Origin of the sequence: Paracoccus tibetensis, assembly GCF_900102505.1 — a bacterium.
GTDB classification, from domain to species: Bacteria; Pseudomonadota; Alphaproteobacteria; order Rhodobacterales; family Rhodobacteraceae; genus Paracoccus; species Paracoccus tibetensis.
In genome coordinates, this window is the sequence record NZ_FMVT01000007.1 from 238114 (window position 1) to 253615 (window position 15502).

General features: G+C 72.0%; 12 protein-coding genes. 3 read left to right on the forward strand and 9 right to left on the reverse strand.

What is annotated here, in order from left to right:
• Positions 1 to 59: 59 nt before the first annotated feature.
• From BLP73_RS11870 to BLP73_RS11905, 8 genes are all read right to left on the reverse strand, one after another.
• Positions 60 to 971, reverse strand: a complete 912-nt coding sequence (locus BLP73_RS11870) for a phytoene/squalene synthase family protein (protein ID WP_090744567.1) — start codon at positions 969 to 971, stop codon at positions 60 to 62.
• Positions 968 to 2455 (reverse strand): phytoene desaturase, encoded by a 1488-nt coding sequence (locus BLP73_RS11875; protein ID WP_090744570.1) that lies wholly within the window; start codon positions 2453 to 2455, stop codon positions 968 to 970. The genes BLP73_RS11870 and BLP73_RS11875 overlap by 4 nt, the downstream gene beginning before the upstream one ends.
• Positions 2452 to 3609 (reverse strand): lycopene beta-cyclase CrtY, encoded by a 1158-nt coding sequence (crtY, locus tag BLP73_RS11880; protein WP_090744573.1) that lies wholly within the window; start codon positions 3607 to 3609, stop codon positions 2452 to 2454. Before crtY ends, BLP73_RS11875 begins: the two co-directional genes overlap by 4 nt.
• Complete coding sequence (locus BLP73_RS11885; RefSeq protein ID WP_090744576.1) at positions 3606 to 4814, reverse strand: glycosyltransferase; 1209 nt, start codon at positions 4812 to 4814, stop codon at positions 3606 to 3608. Before BLP73_RS11885 ends, crtY begins: the two co-directional genes overlap by 4 nt.
• Entirely contained in the window at positions 4815 to 5333 is a 519-nt protein-coding gene (locus BLP73_RS11890; RefSeq protein ID WP_090744579.1) for a sterol desaturase family protein, read from the reverse strand. It abuts the gene before it with no gap.
• Complete coding sequence (locus BLP73_RS11895; protein WP_175453339.1) at positions 5330 to 6064, reverse strand: fatty acid desaturase; 735 nt, start codon at positions 6062 to 6064, stop codon at positions 5330 to 5332. Before BLP73_RS11895 ends, BLP73_RS11890 begins: the two co-directional genes overlap by 4 nt.
• The gene (fni, locus tag BLP73_RS11900; protein WP_090744582.1) at positions 6061 to 7188 is read right to left on the reverse strand and encodes a type 2 isopentenyl-diphosphate Delta-isomerase; all 1128 of its coding nucleotides are present in this window, start codon (positions 7186 to 7188) and stop codon (positions 6061 to 6063) included. Before fni ends, BLP73_RS11895 begins: the two co-directional genes overlap by 4 nt.
• Positions 7189 to 7256: 68 nt before the next feature.
• Entirely contained in the window at positions 7257 to 8615 is a 1359-nt protein-coding gene (locus tag BLP73_RS11905; protein ID WP_090744587.1) for a cytochrome P450, read from the reverse strand.
• Between the two features lie 158 nt (positions 8616 to 8773).
• On the opposite strand from BLP73_RS11905, the gene BLP73_RS11910 reads away from it, so the two are divergent.
• Positions 8774 to 9550 carry a hypothetical protein gene (locus tag BLP73_RS11910; protein WP_090744590.1) on the forward strand — a complete coding sequence of 259 codons (777 nt, stop codon included), beginning with the start codon at positions 8774 to 8776 and terminating at the stop codon, positions 9548 to 9550.
• 211 nt (positions 9551 to 9761) lie between these two features.
• On the opposite strand, the gene putA is transcribed toward BLP73_RS11910, so the two are convergent.
• Positions 9762 to 13214 carry a bifunctional proline dehydrogenase/L-glutamate gamma-semialdehyde dehydrogenase PutA gene (putA, locus tag BLP73_RS11915; protein WP_090744593.1) on the reverse strand — a complete coding sequence of 1151 codons (3453 nt, stop codon included), beginning with the start codon at positions 13212 to 13214 and terminating at the stop codon, positions 9762 to 9764.
• A 110-nt stretch (positions 13215 to 13324) separates the two neighbouring features.
• On the opposite strand from putA, the gene BLP73_RS11920 reads away from it, so the two are divergent.
• Positions 13325 to 13795, forward strand: coding sequence for an Lrp/AsnC family transcriptional regulator (locus BLP73_RS11920; RefSeq protein WP_090744596.1), 471 nt, complete (start codon positions 13325 to 13327; stop codon positions 13793 to 13795).
• A 166-nt stretch (positions 13796 to 13961) separates the two neighbouring features.
• Complete coding sequence (locus tag BLP73_RS11925; protein WP_090744599.1) at positions 13962 to 15482, forward strand: aldehyde dehydrogenase (NADP(+)); 1521 nt, start codon at positions 13962 to 13964, stop codon at positions 15480 to 15482.
• Positions 15483 to 15502 lie beyond the last annotated feature (20 nt).

Here is a 15502-nt window from a genome sequence, read left to right on the forward strand (position 1 = left end):
TGGGTGTTTCACACCCCCACACCCCTGTGGGATACTTCTGCACAGAAGATATGGCAGACTCAGTGTCTCGGGCGCGTCCAGAGGCCGAGGCGTGAGCTGCCGCCTTTGCTGCCTCGCGACGCCAGCGCGTCGCGCCCGGCGCGCAGGGCCATGCCCGCCTTGGCCGCGCCCGAGGTGCGGATGCGGCTGCGGTAGGCCTCGGGGCCGCCCTTGCGGATGCGGCTGCCGATGGCGCGGTAGATGCGGGCGGCGGCGGCGATGGACCAGGCGCAGCGCAGCGGCAGGCCGGGCAGGCCGGCGCGGGCGCTGTCGTAGTAAGGCTCGGCCGCGTCCAGAAGCCGGATGATGACGGCGTAAAGCTCGGGCGATGGAATCTCGCCCTCGATGCGCGCGCCGGCGCTGTCCAGCCAGTCCTGCGGCAGGTAGCAGCGGCCGATCCGCGCATCGTCGATCACGTCGCGCGCGATGTTGGTCAGCTGGAAGGCAAGGCCGAGGTCGCAGGCGCGGTCGAGGACGCGGTCGTCGCGCACCCCCATCACCCGCGCCATCATCACGCCCACCACCCCCGCGACGTGGTAGGAATAGTCCAGCGTGTCGGCCAGGGTGCGGTACTGGCGCGCCTCCACGTCCATCTCGAAGCCCGCGATCAGGTCAAGCGGCCAGCGCTCGGGGAAGTCGTGGCGGCGGGCCACGGTTCGCAGTGCCTCGAAGGGCGGCGACATCGGCGCCGTGCCGTGCAGCGCCTCCAGCGTGTCGGCGCGGAGCTGGACGAGGCGGGCCTCGGGGTCGGCGCCCAGCTCGGGGCGGCTGCCGAGGTCCTGCCCGTCGATCACGTCATCCGCGTGCCGGCACCAGGCATAGAGCATCACCGTGTCGTCGCGGATGCCCGCCGGCATCAGCTTGGCCGCGGCCGCAAAGCTCTGCGAGCCGTGGGCGATGGCCGCTTCGCTGGCGGCGACCGTGTCGCTCATGCCGGGACGCCAGCATCGGACAGCATCACCTGCGCCGTCGCCTTGGCGCTGCCGACGACGCCAGGGATGCCGGCGCCGGGATGGGTGCCCGCCCCGACGAGGTAGAAGTTGCGGATCGAGCGGTCGCGGTTGTGCGGCCGGAACCAGGCCGATTGCGCCAGGATCGGCTCGACCGAGAAGGCGCTGCCATGATGGGCGTTCAGCTCGGTCGCGAAATCCGAGGGCGCGAAGATGTGCGTCGTCGTCAGGTTCGCGCGCAGGTTCGGGATCAGCCGCTCCTCGAGGCTTTGCAGGATGCGGTCGGCATAGGCCGGGCCCTCCTTCGTCCAGTCGATCTGGGCGCGGCCCAGATGCGGGACGGGGGCAAGGACGTAATGCGTGGACATGCCCGGCGGGGCCATGTCCGGGTCGGTGACCGAGGGCGAGTGGAGATAGAGCGAGAAGTCCTCGGCCAGGTTGGGGCCGCGGAAGATCTCGTTCACCAGCTCCTTGTAGCGGGGGCCGAAGAGGATGGTGTGATGGGCCAGCCCCTCGGGCTTCTCCTTCAGGCCGAAATGCAGCACGAAGAGCGACATGGACCAGCGCTGCTTGCCGAGGATCGCGGCCTTCGTCCGGCCGCGCCGGGTGTGGCCCAGAAGGTCGCGGTAGTTGTGCATCACGTCGCCGTTGCTGGCGACCATGTCGGCGTCCAGCTGCCGCCCGTCGGCAAGGCGGATGCCGGTGGCGCGGCCGTCCTCGGTCTGGACCTTGGCGACCTTGGCGTTCAGCAGGACGGTGCCGCCGAGCCGCTCGAACAACGCGACCATTCCGGCGACCAGCTGGTTGGTGCCGCCCTTGGCGAACCAGACACCGCCGCGCCGTTCCAGCGCGTGGATCAGGGCGTAGATCGCGCTGGTCGAGAAGGGATTTCCGCCGACCAGCAGCGTGTGATAGGAAAACGCCTGCCGCAGGTAGGGGTCCTTGATGAACTCGGCCACCTTGGCATGGACCGACTTGTAGGCCTGAAGCCGCATCAGCGCGGGCGCGGCGCGCATCATCTGGCCCAGCTTCAGGAACGGGACCGTGCCCAGCTTGACATAGCCCTCCTGATAGACCGCTTCGGCGTAGTCCTTGAAGCGACGGTAGCCTTCGAGATCGTCCGGGTTGAAGCGGGCGATCTGCGCCTCGAGCTGTTCGCCGTCGTTGACGTAGTCGAAGACCTTCCCGCCATCCCAGATCAGCCGGTAGAAGGGCGAGACCGGCACCAGCGTCACGTCGCGGGACATGTCCTGACCGGCGCCGTCCCACAGCTCCTTCAGGGCGTCGGGGTCGGTGATGACGGTGGGGCCGGCGTCGAAGACATGGCCGTGATCGTGCCAGACATAGGCGCGCCCGCCGGGCTTGTCCCGCGCCTCGACCAGCGTGGTCGCGATGCCGGCCGTCTGCAGGCGGATCGCCAGCGCAAGGCCGCCGAAGCCTGCGCCGATCACGATGGCTGTGGTCATGTCTCACCTTTCAGAAGGGGTTTTTCGGGCAGGCAGGGCAGGGCGGCGCTGATGGGGATGGGCGGCTTGCCCGTCACGATGCGCAGCCGGTCGGCCCAGGTCAGGCGGCCGGCATAGAACCGCTCGATCAGCGGCTCGGGCAGGCGGTAGAAGCGTTCCAGCAGGCGGTAACGCTGCGGGCCGGGGCAGCCGCGGAACAGCATCCGGTTGAGAAGGCGCAGGAAACGGTCCTCGCGCGCGCGCCTCAAGGCGAAGGCGCGCAGGCGCGTGCGGATGGCGGCGGTGGTCAGGGGCTGCGTGCCGGCGATGAGGTCCGCGACTTCGGCCGCGACGGGCAGCGAGTAGCCGGTGACCGGGTGGAAGAGGCCGGCGCGCAGGCCGATGGGCACCGGGCCGCTGTCATGGTCGCGCCAGAAGCCGGCAGCGTCATGGGCCAGCGCGATGGGCAGGACGCCCCGCTCGCGCCGGACCTCGCGGCCGTGCCAGCCGCGCGCGGCGGCGTAGTCCAGCGCCTCGGCGGCCAGTTCGTTGTCCGAAAGCGTCGCGCCGTCGCTGTAGCGCGTGTCCTCGATCAGCACGCGCCGCTCGGTGAAGGGCAGGACGTAGATGAAGCGGTAGCCGTCCTCCTGCGGGACGGTCGCGTCCATGATGACGGGGCGGGCGATGCCGTGGGGGGCGTCGCATTCGATCTCGATGCCGACGAATTTCTGGAAGCCGGTGACGAGATGCGGGCCGCGCTTCGCGCCGCGACCGTCGAGGATGCAGAGCGCCGTCAGCACCTCGCCATCGGCCAGCGTCGCGCGGTCCTCGTCCAGCCGGGCGATCTCGGCGTTCCAGCGCGTCTCGATCCCGGCCTCGGCGACCAGCCGCGCCAGCCCCTCGCTGCCCATCGACGAATAGCCGGCGCGCAGGCGGCGGCTGTGGCCGGGAAAATGCACCTCTTGCTCGGACCAGTCGCCGATAAGGGCCGGGGCGAGGCGGGCGTGCCAGTCGGGCGAGATGTCGGGGCCGTGGAAGGACCAGGTGTGGCTGTTCGAAGGCCCCCCGGCGCGGTCGAGGATCAGGATGCGGGCGCCCGGCTGCGCCGCGCGCAGGGCCAGCGCGGCGAGGCTGGAGGCAAGGCCGCCGCCGCCGAGGATGATGTCTGCGCTCATGCCGCGTCCCCTGCCGCGCGGCCCCGGATCATCTTCTCGATCAGGTCCGCGCCGCGCCGAACGCCGCCTGCGGCGCGCAGTTCCGCCCGCGGCCGGGAAAGGTTGTCGCGGAAGGCGCGCTCGCCCAGCAGCCGCGTCAGGGCGGCGCGGATGGCGGCCACGTCGCGCTGGCGCGGGGGCAGGGTCAGGCCGATGCCGTGATGGGCGATGCGGGCGCCGATGCCCGGCTGCTCGAAGGCGAGCGGCATGGCCAGCATCGGCACGCCCGCCGCGATGCAGTCGAGGACCGTGTTCAGCCCGGCATGGGTGATGCAGACCGAGGCCCGTGCCAGCACCGCCGTCTGCGGCCAGAGATCGCGCACCAGCGGCCGGCCGGGCAGGGCGGCGATCTCGGCGGAGGTCAAGGCGCCGGCATGGGTCAGGATGAGCGTCACGTCCAGCGGCGCGGCCGCCGCGCAGATCGCGTGAAGAAGGCGCTTTCTCCGCCCGGCCAGCGTGCCGAGCGAGGCGAAGATCACTGGCTGGTCCGGCAGCGGCGGCAGCCCGGCCCTCGGGTCGTCGCGCAGGGGGCCGAGCGGGACGGCATTGGCGGGCCAGTCCTGCGGGAAGTCGAGGGCGGGGATCATCTGCCGCAGCTCGGGCACATCGGCGGACCAGTCGTCGATCCCGGCGCGCGGCGCCAGCCCGTGCTGGCGGCAGCCCTGCGCCAGCGCCCGGTTTTGCAGCGCCATCAGCGCCCCCGAGACCTTCCAGCCGCCGCGATTGCGGCCGCGTCCGGCCTCGGACGGATCGAAGGGCCAGGGCAGGAAGGGCGGCGGCACGGCGTCGTTGCGCAGGATCGGAAGGCCGGGCGTCAGGGTGATGCGGCGGATGCCGGCGGCCTCGGCGGCGAGCGCGTAGCCCGGCTCGGCATGGTCGGTCACGGCAAGGTCGGGCGCCAGTGCCGCCAGCGCGGCCGGGGCGTGGCGCACCACCCCCCGCGTCGCCGCTGCCGTCGCCCAGAGCGTGCGGGCCAGGCCGGCGCCGCTCAGCTGCGGCTCGGTCCAGTCCATCGCGCGCACGGGCAGGCCTTGGACCAGCGGCGGCAGCGCGCGGCTGCCCAGCAGCACCACCTCATGCCCGCGCCGGGCCATCTCTCGGGCCAAGGGGGCGTGGGCGCCCAAATGGCCGCGCATGGCGGGCAGGCAGAAGGCGATGCGCGCCATTCAGGTCCGGTCCGCGGACCGGTCCGCCGGCGCGCTCTCGCGCTTCAGCGTGCCGGCCTCGCGCAGCTGCTGCTTCAGGCGGTCGGGCCGGGGCGCGTAGATGAAGCCGAAGCTGACGCAGCCGTCGCGCCCCTCCACCGCGTGGTGCAGCCGGTGGGCCTGGTAGACGCGGCGCAGGTAGCCCTTGCGCGGGATGTGCCGGAACGGCCAGCGCTGGTGGACGAGGCAGTCATGCAGGAACAGGTAGATGATCCCGTAGCAGGTCATCCCCACCGCCACCCACCAGAGCCAGCCGTCCGAAAAGGCGAAGAGCCCCGCCGCGATTACCGCGAAGACGATGCCGTAGAGATCGTTCTTCTCGAAGCCCGAATGATCGTCGTCGGTGTGATCGTGATGCGACTTGTGCCAGCCCCAGCCAAGCGGGCCGTGCATGATCCAGCGATGCACGGAATAGGCCGTCAGCTCCATCACCGCGACGGTGGCGACGACGATGCCGAGGGGGGCGAGCCAGCCGCTCATGCCTGCCTCCGCGTCGCGGGAAGGCGCCACCAGGGCACGTTCGGATAGAGGTGGTGCTCGTGGTGGTAGCCGCCGAAATGGAAGCAGGAGATCAGCGACAAGGGGTCGCTGACGCGGCTCGAGCGGGCATTGTGGCGGTCGTGGAACTGCTCGCCGTCCCGCGGCATGTGCGGCAGGTAGGTGCCGAAGAAGAAAAGCTGCATCGAGGCGAGGATCGAGGGCACCGCCCAGAAGGCGACATAGGGCCAGCGATCCCCCAGGATCAGCGCGTAGAGGATGACCGTGCTGCCCAGCACCCAGAACTCGCGCCAGCCGAAATAGGTGCGGACGAACTTGGCATACCAGGCGACGGCGCTGCCGGGGCCGTAATCGGGGTCGTCCTCGGTCCCGGCATGGCGGTGATGGGCCATGTGCTTGACGATCAGCCGCCGCCAGGAAAAGCCGGCATAGAGCCACAGGACCAGCTGCCCGATGGCCGCGTTGAGGCGCGGGCTGCCCGGCGCGACCGCCCCGTGCATCGCGTCATGGGCGATGATGAAGAGCCCGGTCGAAAGCCAGGTCAGCCCCAGCAGCGCCAGCAGCGCCACGAGCGGATAGGCCGGCGCGTCCAGGAACCAGATCGTCGCCACATGCAGGCAGGCCCAGGCCAGCACGACCAGGCCGGCCAGCGCGAGGCTGGTCATCCGCTCGGGGCGGCGGTCGGCGGCGGTGGCGGCATCGGGTCGGCTCATCGGTCCAGTCCCTCGGGGTCGAAGGCAGAGCCTAGCGCCGCTGCGGCGGCATTTCCAGACTTCATGCTGTCGCAGCCATCCGCCGCCGGTGCCGCATGGGCGCCGCCCAGCAGCACCGCCCGGCGCAGGGCGTCCAGGTCGGCCGAGCCGGTGCAGAACATCGCGATCCTCAGCTGCGCGATGACATCGGCGAAATGCGCCTCCAGCGCCTCGGCGCTGTCGCGGGCGGCGTGGAGGGCATGGGCCGCCTGCCCCGCAAGGCCCGCGCCAAGCCGGATCGCCCGCGCCACGTCCAGCCCGTGCCGCACCCCGCCCGAGGCGATCAGCGTGGCCCCCGGCCGCATCAGCGGCGCGGCCAGCGCCAGCGCCTCGGCGGTGGGGATGCCCCAGTCATGGAAGGGCGCGGCGATGGCGCGGGCGCGGGCATCGCCGCGCTCGGCCTCCACCCGTGCCCAGCTGGTGCCGCCGAGGCCTGCGACATCGAGGATCGTCACCCCCGCCTCCTGCAGGCGCCGGACGAGCTGGGGGGCAAGGCCCGCGCCCACCTCCTTGATGCCGAGGGGAACGGGCAGGGCGCGGGCCAGCGCCTCGATCTTCGGCAGGAGACCCGCGAAGTTCCGGTCGCCGCCGGTCTGGATCGCCTCTTGCAGGGGGTTGAGGTGCAGGATCAGCGCGTCCGCCTCGATCATGTCCACGGCCCGCTGCGCCTCGGGCAGGCCGATGCCGTAGTTCAGCTGCACCGCGCCGATATTGCCGAGGATCGGGATCTTCGGCGCCCGCGCCCGCAGATCGCGGCCAAGGCCGCCCGCCGCGCCATGCTCGACCGCGATCCGCTGCGAGCCGACCGACAGCGCGATCCCGAGGCCGGCACAGGCCTCGGCGATATGGGCGTTGATGCGCGCGGCCTCGGCCGGTCCCCCGGTCATGGCCGAGACCAGCAGCGGCGCCGCCATCCGCCGGCCGAGGAAGGTGGTGCCCATGTCGATGGCGTCCAGGTCCAGCTCGGGCAGGGCGATGTGGCAGAACTGCACCCGGTCGAAGCCGGTCTCGCGCGAGGCCTGCGTGCCAAGACCCTCGGCCACGATGCGCAGGTGATCCGATTTCCTGCCCGAGATGTCCGTCATGCCGCCCCGCCTGTCTTCCTGCGGGCGGAGGATCGCGCGGCGCGCAGGCGGGCGCAATCCCCCGCCCGTCATCCTGCGGCGAGCGGACGCGCCGTGAAATCCAGCGTGTAGGGGTCCAGCGTGCCGGGCAGGCGGTCCGTCGGCAGCCGCTCGGGCTGGTTCAGCCGCAGCGACAGCCGCGACATCAGCGCCCGCATTGCATGGGTGGCGACAGCAGGGACGAAGTTCACGGCCGGGCAGATGACGGGGCCGTGGCTGAAGGGCACCAGCCCCAGCTCGGGCCGCTCGTTGCCCTTCTCCCACAGGCGCGGGTCGAAGCGGTGGGCCGCCTCCAGCAGCTCGTCGTCGCGATGCAGGAAGGGCGCGAAGATCAGCAGCTGCGTGTTCTTCGGCACCATCCCTTCGCCCCACTGCACGTCCACGGTCGTCTCGCGCAGGATCGCCGGCGTCGTGGGCCAGAGCCGCAGCGATTCCAGGAAGCACGCCCGCAGAAGCTCCAGCCGCGGCGCGGGGCCTTCGGCGGCGGCGGCCTCGGCGCGGACGGCGGCCTCCGTTTCGGGATGGACGGACAGAAGGGCCAAGGTGCGGAAGCTGGCCATGCCTCCGGGATCGAAGGCGAAAAGATACTGCGGCAGCTGGTGATGGGGCAGCTGGCCGGGATCGGTGCAGGCGCGCGCCATCTGGCCCGCGAGGCTCTGCGGATCGGGATCGTCGAGATAGGCCTTCAGGCGCGCCAGGAACGCGTCGCGCCCGGCGCGGTCCTTGCGGCGCAGGAAGGCCAGGTTGCCGCGCCGGCGCAGCGCCTCCAGCAGGTCGGTCAGGGCATGGTCCTCGCGCGCGGCCTCGCCCAGCACGATGCGCCGGACCATGCGGTACCAGCCGGTGAAGAAGCCGTCCCAGTCCAGCCGCCCCTGGGCGAGCGCCGTGGCGGCGACCTCGTCCATCTCCTCCTGCGCGATGGCGGCGAAATGCGCGGCCATGCTGTGCATCGGGCAGCCGGTCTCCAGCGTCGCCTCGTTCAGACGGCGCCGCGACGCGCGCGGCGCGCCATGCGAGGCGAGCGCCGAGCCGGGCTGGAAATGGTTCAGCGCCGCCTGCTTCTCGAGGCTCGCCGCGGCGAAGGGCTCGGGCGAGCCGGCCAGCACGATCTGCGCGTCATGGGCCGACAGGATCACCGCCTGCGCCCGGACCGGGATCGCCAGAACCAGCGGGCCCGGCCCGTATTTCTTCCGCAGCGCCTGCATCCGCCGCACAGCGCGGTCGTCCATCCCCGCCCGCTCGGCAAGGCCCACCACCTTGCGGCGGCGGATCAGCGGGCCCTTGGCGAGCGTCGGGATCACGACATCCTTCATGACGGCAAGGGTGTCGATCACGCTGGCCTTCGAGACGGCATGGGGCGAGGCGGCGGCGGGCTGCGGGCGGTTCATCGGTCCTCCGGGTCGTGTTGCGGCAAGGTAGGGGAAGCCGGCCTACCCCCGCATGTTCCCGTCCTCACGGCAAAATCAGGCGAAGCGCCGCAAGCGATTGCAACCGCAGGCCCCTTGGTCCAGTCTCCGCCGCGACGACCTGCAAGAAGCGCCGCCCGATGCCCGAGCCCTCAGAGACCTGCGATGCCGCAGTCCGCGCCGCCTGGCCGGGGCTGTTCGCGGACGGGGCGGACGCGCCGCTGCTGCCGGATCCCCGGACGGACCTTGCGCCCTTCTTCGCGGCCCTCGTCCCGGGCGAGCCGGGCCCGCCCTGGCCGTCGCGCGACCGCGACATCCGCCAGCACTTCCGCAAGATCGAGGTCGAATTCCGCGGCGGCCCGCGCATTGTCCACCTGACCGCCTGCACCATCGTGCGCCTGCGCCGCGCGCCCGAGGACGCGGCGGCGCTGGCCCTCTTCCGGCGGCTGACGACCGAACATGCCGAGGCGCTCGCGGCGCTGCTCAACTCGCGCTGGCTGGTATCGGTCTGCGACACGGTGGTCGACACGTCCGAGACGGAGGCCGATCGCAGCCTCGCCTTCGCCGGCGCGCTCTTCGTCTACGCCCTGAAGATCGCCGAGACGGAACTGCGCCTCTACCGCCCGCCGACCCCTTGGCCGCCGCAAAAGCGGCTGAAGCATGGCGGCGAGATCTATGACGGGATCAACACGCTGTGGAACGAGGGGCCGGGCGATGTCGGGAACATGCTGTCGCGGATCGAGCGGGCGCTCGCGGCGCGATCGCCGATGCGGCACTTCGTCCAGCAGATCGTGCACCGCGCGCTCGAGCATGACACCACGATCAACCGCATCCTCGGCCTGACCGGCCAGCCGCGCCTGCCGATGGCCGCGCCCGAGAAGGTCCGCGCGCTGCGCCGCCTGCTGGCCGAGATCTGAGCGGCGTCGCCCACCCGTGCCCATCTTCCGCCGCGCGTCGACAGCGCGCAGGGAGAATTGCGTCCCGCGACGCCGGGGGGCGCTGCCCCCCGGATCCCCCGAGGTCAGTCCGGGAAGCAGATGGCCCGTGCGCGGCCCCGGCGCTCCATCTTCTGTGCCCAAGTATCCCGGGGTGAGGCCCGGAACGGGCCGAGGGGCAGCGCCCCTCAGCCTACCCCGCCAGAAGCGCCGCGTTGCCGCCCGCTGCCGTCGTGTCCACGCAGAGATGGCGCTCGTGCAGGACATGGGCCGCGTCGGGCAGGGCGGTGATCAGCGGGACGATCGGTCCCGCGCGCCGGGCCAGCGCGGCGGCGAGGGCACGCCCTTCCGCCGCATCGCCCCACCAGAGGACCGCCGAGAGGTTCGGCAGCCGCTCCAGCTCTGCCGCGGGCAGCGCGCCGCCGGTGCTGAGGGCGATGCCGCCAAGGCTGCGGACGGCCTGGGCCTGCGCCTCGGCCGCCGCCGCGCCGGGGCCGAGGCACAGCACGGCCGGGCGCGGGATCAGGATCAGCCGGTTCAGCTCGCCCGTGGGGCCGGGCATGAGCCGCTCGTCCACCGGCGTGTCGGGCGTGACCGCGAGCGCCGCCGACAGGGCGGTCGGATCGGCCGGGCGGGGCCAGCTGCCGGGCGCCTGCGGGGCGGGCTCGGGCGCGAAGAAGCGCGGCAGGTAGAGCGGGCCGCCGGCCTTGGGGCCGGTGCCCGACAGTCCCTCGCCGCCGAAGGGCTGGCTGCCCACCGTGGCGCCGACCTGGTTGCGGTTGACATAGATGTTGCCGGCATGGACGGCCTCGGCCACCTCCTGCACGCGGCTGTCGATGCGGCTGTGCAGGCCGAAGGTCAGCCCGTAGCCGGTCGCGTTGATCGCTTGGATGACGCGGGGCAGGTCGGCGGCCTTGTAGGTCGCGACATGGAGGACCGGCCCGAAGATCTCGCGCGTCAGCGCCTCTATGCCGGGCACGCGGATCAGCGTCGGGGGCACGAAAAAGCCGGTCCGCGGGGCCGGGCGCTGGTGCAGGATGCCGCCGCGATGCTCCTCGATCCAGCCGAGGATGCCGCCCCGCGCCGCGCCGTCGATGACGGGGCCGACATCGGTCGCCAGGTCCCACGGATCGCCGACGGTCAGCTGGTCCATCGCGCCCTGGATCATGGCGATGAGATGGGGGGCGACGTCCTCCTGCACATAGAGGCAGCGCAGCGCCGAGCAGCGCTGGCCGGCCGAGCGGAAGGCCGAGGCCACGATGTCGCGGACGGCCTGCTCGGGCAGGGCGGTGCTGTCGACGATCATCGCGTTGAGCCCACCCGTCTCCGCGATCAGCGGCGTGCCGGGCGCCATGCCGGCGGCCATGCTGGCCTGGATGCGGCGGGCGGTGGCGGTGGAGCCGGTGAAGACGACGCCGTCGATCCCGGGGTGGCCGGTCAGGACGGCGCCGGTCTCGGGTCCGCCGGGCAGGAGCTGCAGCGCAGGGGTCGGCACGCCGGCCTCATGCAGCAGGCGCGTGGCGAGATGGGCGATCAGCGGCGTCTGGCCGGCGGGCTTGGCGAGAACGGCATTGCCCGCCATCAGCGCTGCCGCGATCTGGCCGGTGAAGATCGCCAGCGGGAAGTTCCAGGGGCTGATCGCGGCGATGCGGCCGCGAGGCGCGCGCGGGTCGGCCTCGCCCTCGGCAGCGTAGTAGCGCAGGAAGTCCACCGCCTCGCGCAGTTCGGCCACCGCGTCGTTCAGCGTCTTGCCCGCCTCGCGGGCGAGGAGGCCGAAGATCGGGCCGGACTGCGCCTCGTAGAGGTCGGCGGCGGTGCGAAGGATGCGCGCGCGCTCAACCGCAGGCGCGGCCCAGGGCGCGGCCGCGGCGATGGCGGCCTCTACGGTGGCGGCATCGGCCGGGGTGACTTGGGCGATGGCGGCTCCGGTCGTGGGGCTGACCACCTCCTCGGGCGCCGCAGCGGGGGGCCAGTTCCCCGCGACTTCGGCGTGACGGTGAACGAGCGGCGCGGCGGCCTCCAGCGGCGTGTCGCGGGTGGCGAAGATGCCGGCCAGCGTCGTCTCGTCGCTGAGATCGAAGCCGGCGCTGTTGCGGCGGGTCTCGCCGTAAATGGCATGGGGCGCGTGCAGCGCCTTGGGGGCGCGGGCGGCGCCGAGGGCGGCGAAGGGATCGGCGGCGATGTCCTCGGGCGAGACGGCCTCGTCCACGATCTGGTTCACGAAGGAGGAATTGGCGCCGTTCTCCAGCAGGCGGCGGACGAGGTAGGCCAGAAGATCGCGATGCGCGCCGACCGGGGCGTAGATGCGGCAGCGGGTGCCCTGCTCGGCCAGCACGATGTCATGAAGCCGCTCGCCCATGCCGTGAAGGCGCTGGAACTCGAAATCGGCGCCCTTCCCCATCTCGAGGATGGCGGCAACGGAATGGGCGTTGTGCGTGGCGAATTGCGGGTAGATGCGGCCGGCATGGTTCAGCAGCTTGCGGGCGTTGGCGATGTAGCTGACATCGGTCGCCGTCTTCGAGGTGAAGAGCGGGAAGTCCGGCAGCCCCTCGACCTGGGCGCGCTTCATCTCGGTGTCCCAGTAGGCGCCCTTGACGAGACGCACCATGATGCGGCGGTCGAGGCGCGTGGCCAGCGCCGCCAGCCAGTCGATCGTCAGGCCGGCACGCTTCCCATAGGCCTGCACGACCACGCCGAAGCCGTCCCAGCCCGCCAGCTCGGGGTCCGACAGGACCGCCCGGATCACCTTGAGCGACAGGACCAGCCGGTCCTGCTCCTCGGCGTCGATGTTCATGCCCATGTTCGCGGCCTTGGCCTGGCGGGCGAGGCGGGTGACGACCGGGACCAGCTCGGCCATCACGCGGGCCTCCTGCGCGACCTCGTAGCGGGGATGCAGCGCCGAGAGCTTGATCGAGATGCCGGGGTTCATCCGCACGTCGCCCTTGTCGCAGGCGCGGGCGATGGCGGCGATGGCGCCCTCGTAGGCGCGGGCGTAGCGGGCGGCGTCCTCGGCCGTCATCGCCGCCTCGCCCAGCATGTCGTAGCTGTAGCTGTAGCCCTTCGCCTCCAGCGTCTTCGCGCGGTCGAGCGCCGCCTCGATGGTCTGGCCGAGGACGAACTGCCGGCCCATCTCGCGCATCGCGCGGGTCATGGCGCTGCGGATCACCGGCTCGCCGAGGCGGCGGATCGCGCCGCGCAGCGTGCCGGCAAGGCCGGGCTTGCGCTCCTCCAGCACCTTGCCGGTCAGCATCAGGGCCCAGGTCGAGGCGTTGACCATGCTGGAGGCGCTTTCGCCAAGATGCCGGCCCCAGTCCGAGGGGGCGATCTTGTCCTCGATCAGCGCGTCGATGGTGGCCGCGTCGGGCACGCGCAGCATCGCCTCGGCCAGGCACATCAGCGCGACGCCCTCGCGGGTGGAAAGGCCGTATTCGGCCAGCATGTGCTCCATCATCGTCGGCTTGGCGCTGGCGCGGATCGCGCGCACCAGCGTCGCCGCGCGAGCGCTGATGGCGGCGCAGTCCTGCGCCGAAAGGGCGGCCTCGGCCGTCAGCCGCTCCAGCAGCGGCGCCTCTGGGGCGAACTTCGCCGCGGTGTCGAAGGCCGCAAGGTCATCCGCGGGCAGGATCGGGGAGGCTTCGGCATTCATGGGCGCATCTCCTGAGCTTTGGCCTAGAATACTTCAGCTTGGTCTGGCCGATGTGTCCAATATGGTCCACGATGGCAGCCAGATTGACCAAAGAAGGGCGGCACCACAGGATGAGCGAGCTTCTGGACCCGATCAACCGCCGCATCCTGGCCGAGCTGGTGGCGAACGCGCGCATTCCCGTCACCGAGCTGGCCCGCAAGGTGGGGCTGTCAAAGACCCCCGTCGCCCTGCGCGTTCGTCAGCTGGAGGAGGCGGGGCTGATCACCGGCTACCGCGCGATCCTGTCGCCGCTGCAACTGGGCCTGACCCATGTGACCTATGTGGAACTGCGCCTGTCCGACACCCGCCAGAAGGCGCTCGAGGCGTTCAACACCGCCGTCCGGCGGATCGAGGCGGTGGAGGAATGCTACATGATCGCGGGCGGCTTCGATTACCTGCTGAAGATCCGCTCGCGCGACATGGCCGACTACCGGCGCATCATGGCCGAGGATATCTCGGCCCTGCCGCATGTGCACGCGACCTCGAGCTATGTGGCGATGGAGGCGGTGGTCGAGCAGGGCTGGTCGGGCATCGAGGGCTGAGGCCCGCCGGCATCTGCATCCCGGGGCTGGACATGTCAGACAATTTCGCCAAACCTGCCGCCCGAGAATTGCGACCCTGATCGCCGGCGCAGGGCGGGCCGCCCTGCCGCGCCGGGACGGGCATCACAAGGATGCGCCTTCGGGCGCGAACGGACAGGACGCTGACATGACGCACATTCCCCATGGCGATCACTGGATCGCAGGCACGAAGACCCGCAGCGAGGGGCGCTTCTCCTCGGCCCCGGCGACCGGCACGGCGCATGAGTTCTCGGCCGGCACGCCAGAGCTGGTGGATCAGGCCTGCGCCGCCGCCCATGCCGCCTTCCCGGCCTTCGCCGCCACAACCCGCGAGGAGCGCGCGAGGCTGCTGGACACCATCGCCGACGAGATCGAGGCGCGCGGCGAGGCGATCACCGCCATCGGCAGCACCGAGACCGGCCTGCCCGAAGCGCGCCTTCAGGGCGAGCGCGGGCGGACCACCGGCCAGCTGCGCCTCTTCGCCGAGCATATCCGCAAGGGCGACTATCTCGACCGCCGGCACGACGCCGCGCTGCCGGGCCGCCAGCCGCTGCCGCGCCCGGACCTGCGCATGATCCAGCGCCCGATCGGGCCGGTGGCGGTCTTCGGCGCCTCGAACTTCCCGCTGGCCTTCTCGGTCGGGGGCGGCGACACCGCCGCGGCCCTCGCCGCCGGCTGCCCGGTCGTCGTCAAGGGTCACTCCGCCCATCCCGGCACCGGCGAGATCGTCGCCGACGCCATCGCCGCCGCCATCGAGAAGCTGGGGATGGACCCGCGCATCTTCAGCCTCGTCCAAGGCGGCAAGCGCGACGTGGGCGAGGCGCTGGTGCAGGACCCGCGCATCAAGGCGGTGGGCTTCACCGGCTCGCTCGGCGGGGGCCGCGCCCTCTACAACCTCTGCGCCGCGCGCCCCGAGCCGATCCCCTTCTTCGGCGAGCTGGGCTCGGTCAACCCGATGTTCGTGCTGCCCGAGGCGGCCGCCGCGCGGGGCGAGGCGATCGGCAAGGGCTGGGCCGGCAGCCTTCTGATGGGCGCGGGCCAGTTCTGCACCAACCCCGGCATCGCGGTGATCAAGGACGGCCCCGAAGCGGAAGCCTTCGCCGAGGCCGCCCGGGCGGCGCTTGCCGACGTGCAGCCCCAGGTGATGCTGACGGATGGCATGGCCGAGGCCTACCGCCAGGGCGCGGCGCGCGTCGCGGCGGGCACGGGCGTGCGCGCGCTCTTGGAGCAGGACTGCTCGGGCCGCACCTCGCTGCCCTATCTCTTCGAGGTCGCGGCGGCCGACTTCCTCGGCAACCACGAGCTGGCCGAGGAGGTCTTCGGCCCGCTCGGGCTGATCGTGCGGGTCAGGGACGCCGCGCAGATGGAGGAGGTCGCGGCCAGCTTCGGCGGCCAGCTGACGGTGACGCTGCAGCTGGACGACGCGGACGCCGAGCTGGGCCAGCGCCTTCTGCCGGTGGCCGAACGGATGGCGGGGCGGGTTCTCTGCAACGGCTTTCCGACGGGGGTCGAGGTGGCGGACGCGATGGTCCATGGCGGGCCCTATCCGGCCAGCACGAACTTCGGCGCGACCTCGGTCGGCACCCTCTCGATCCGCCGCTTCCTGCGCCCGGTCTGCTACCAGAACCTGCCCGACGCGCTGATCCCCGCGGACCTGCGCGAGATCTGAGCCCATCCGCCTGTCCCTGG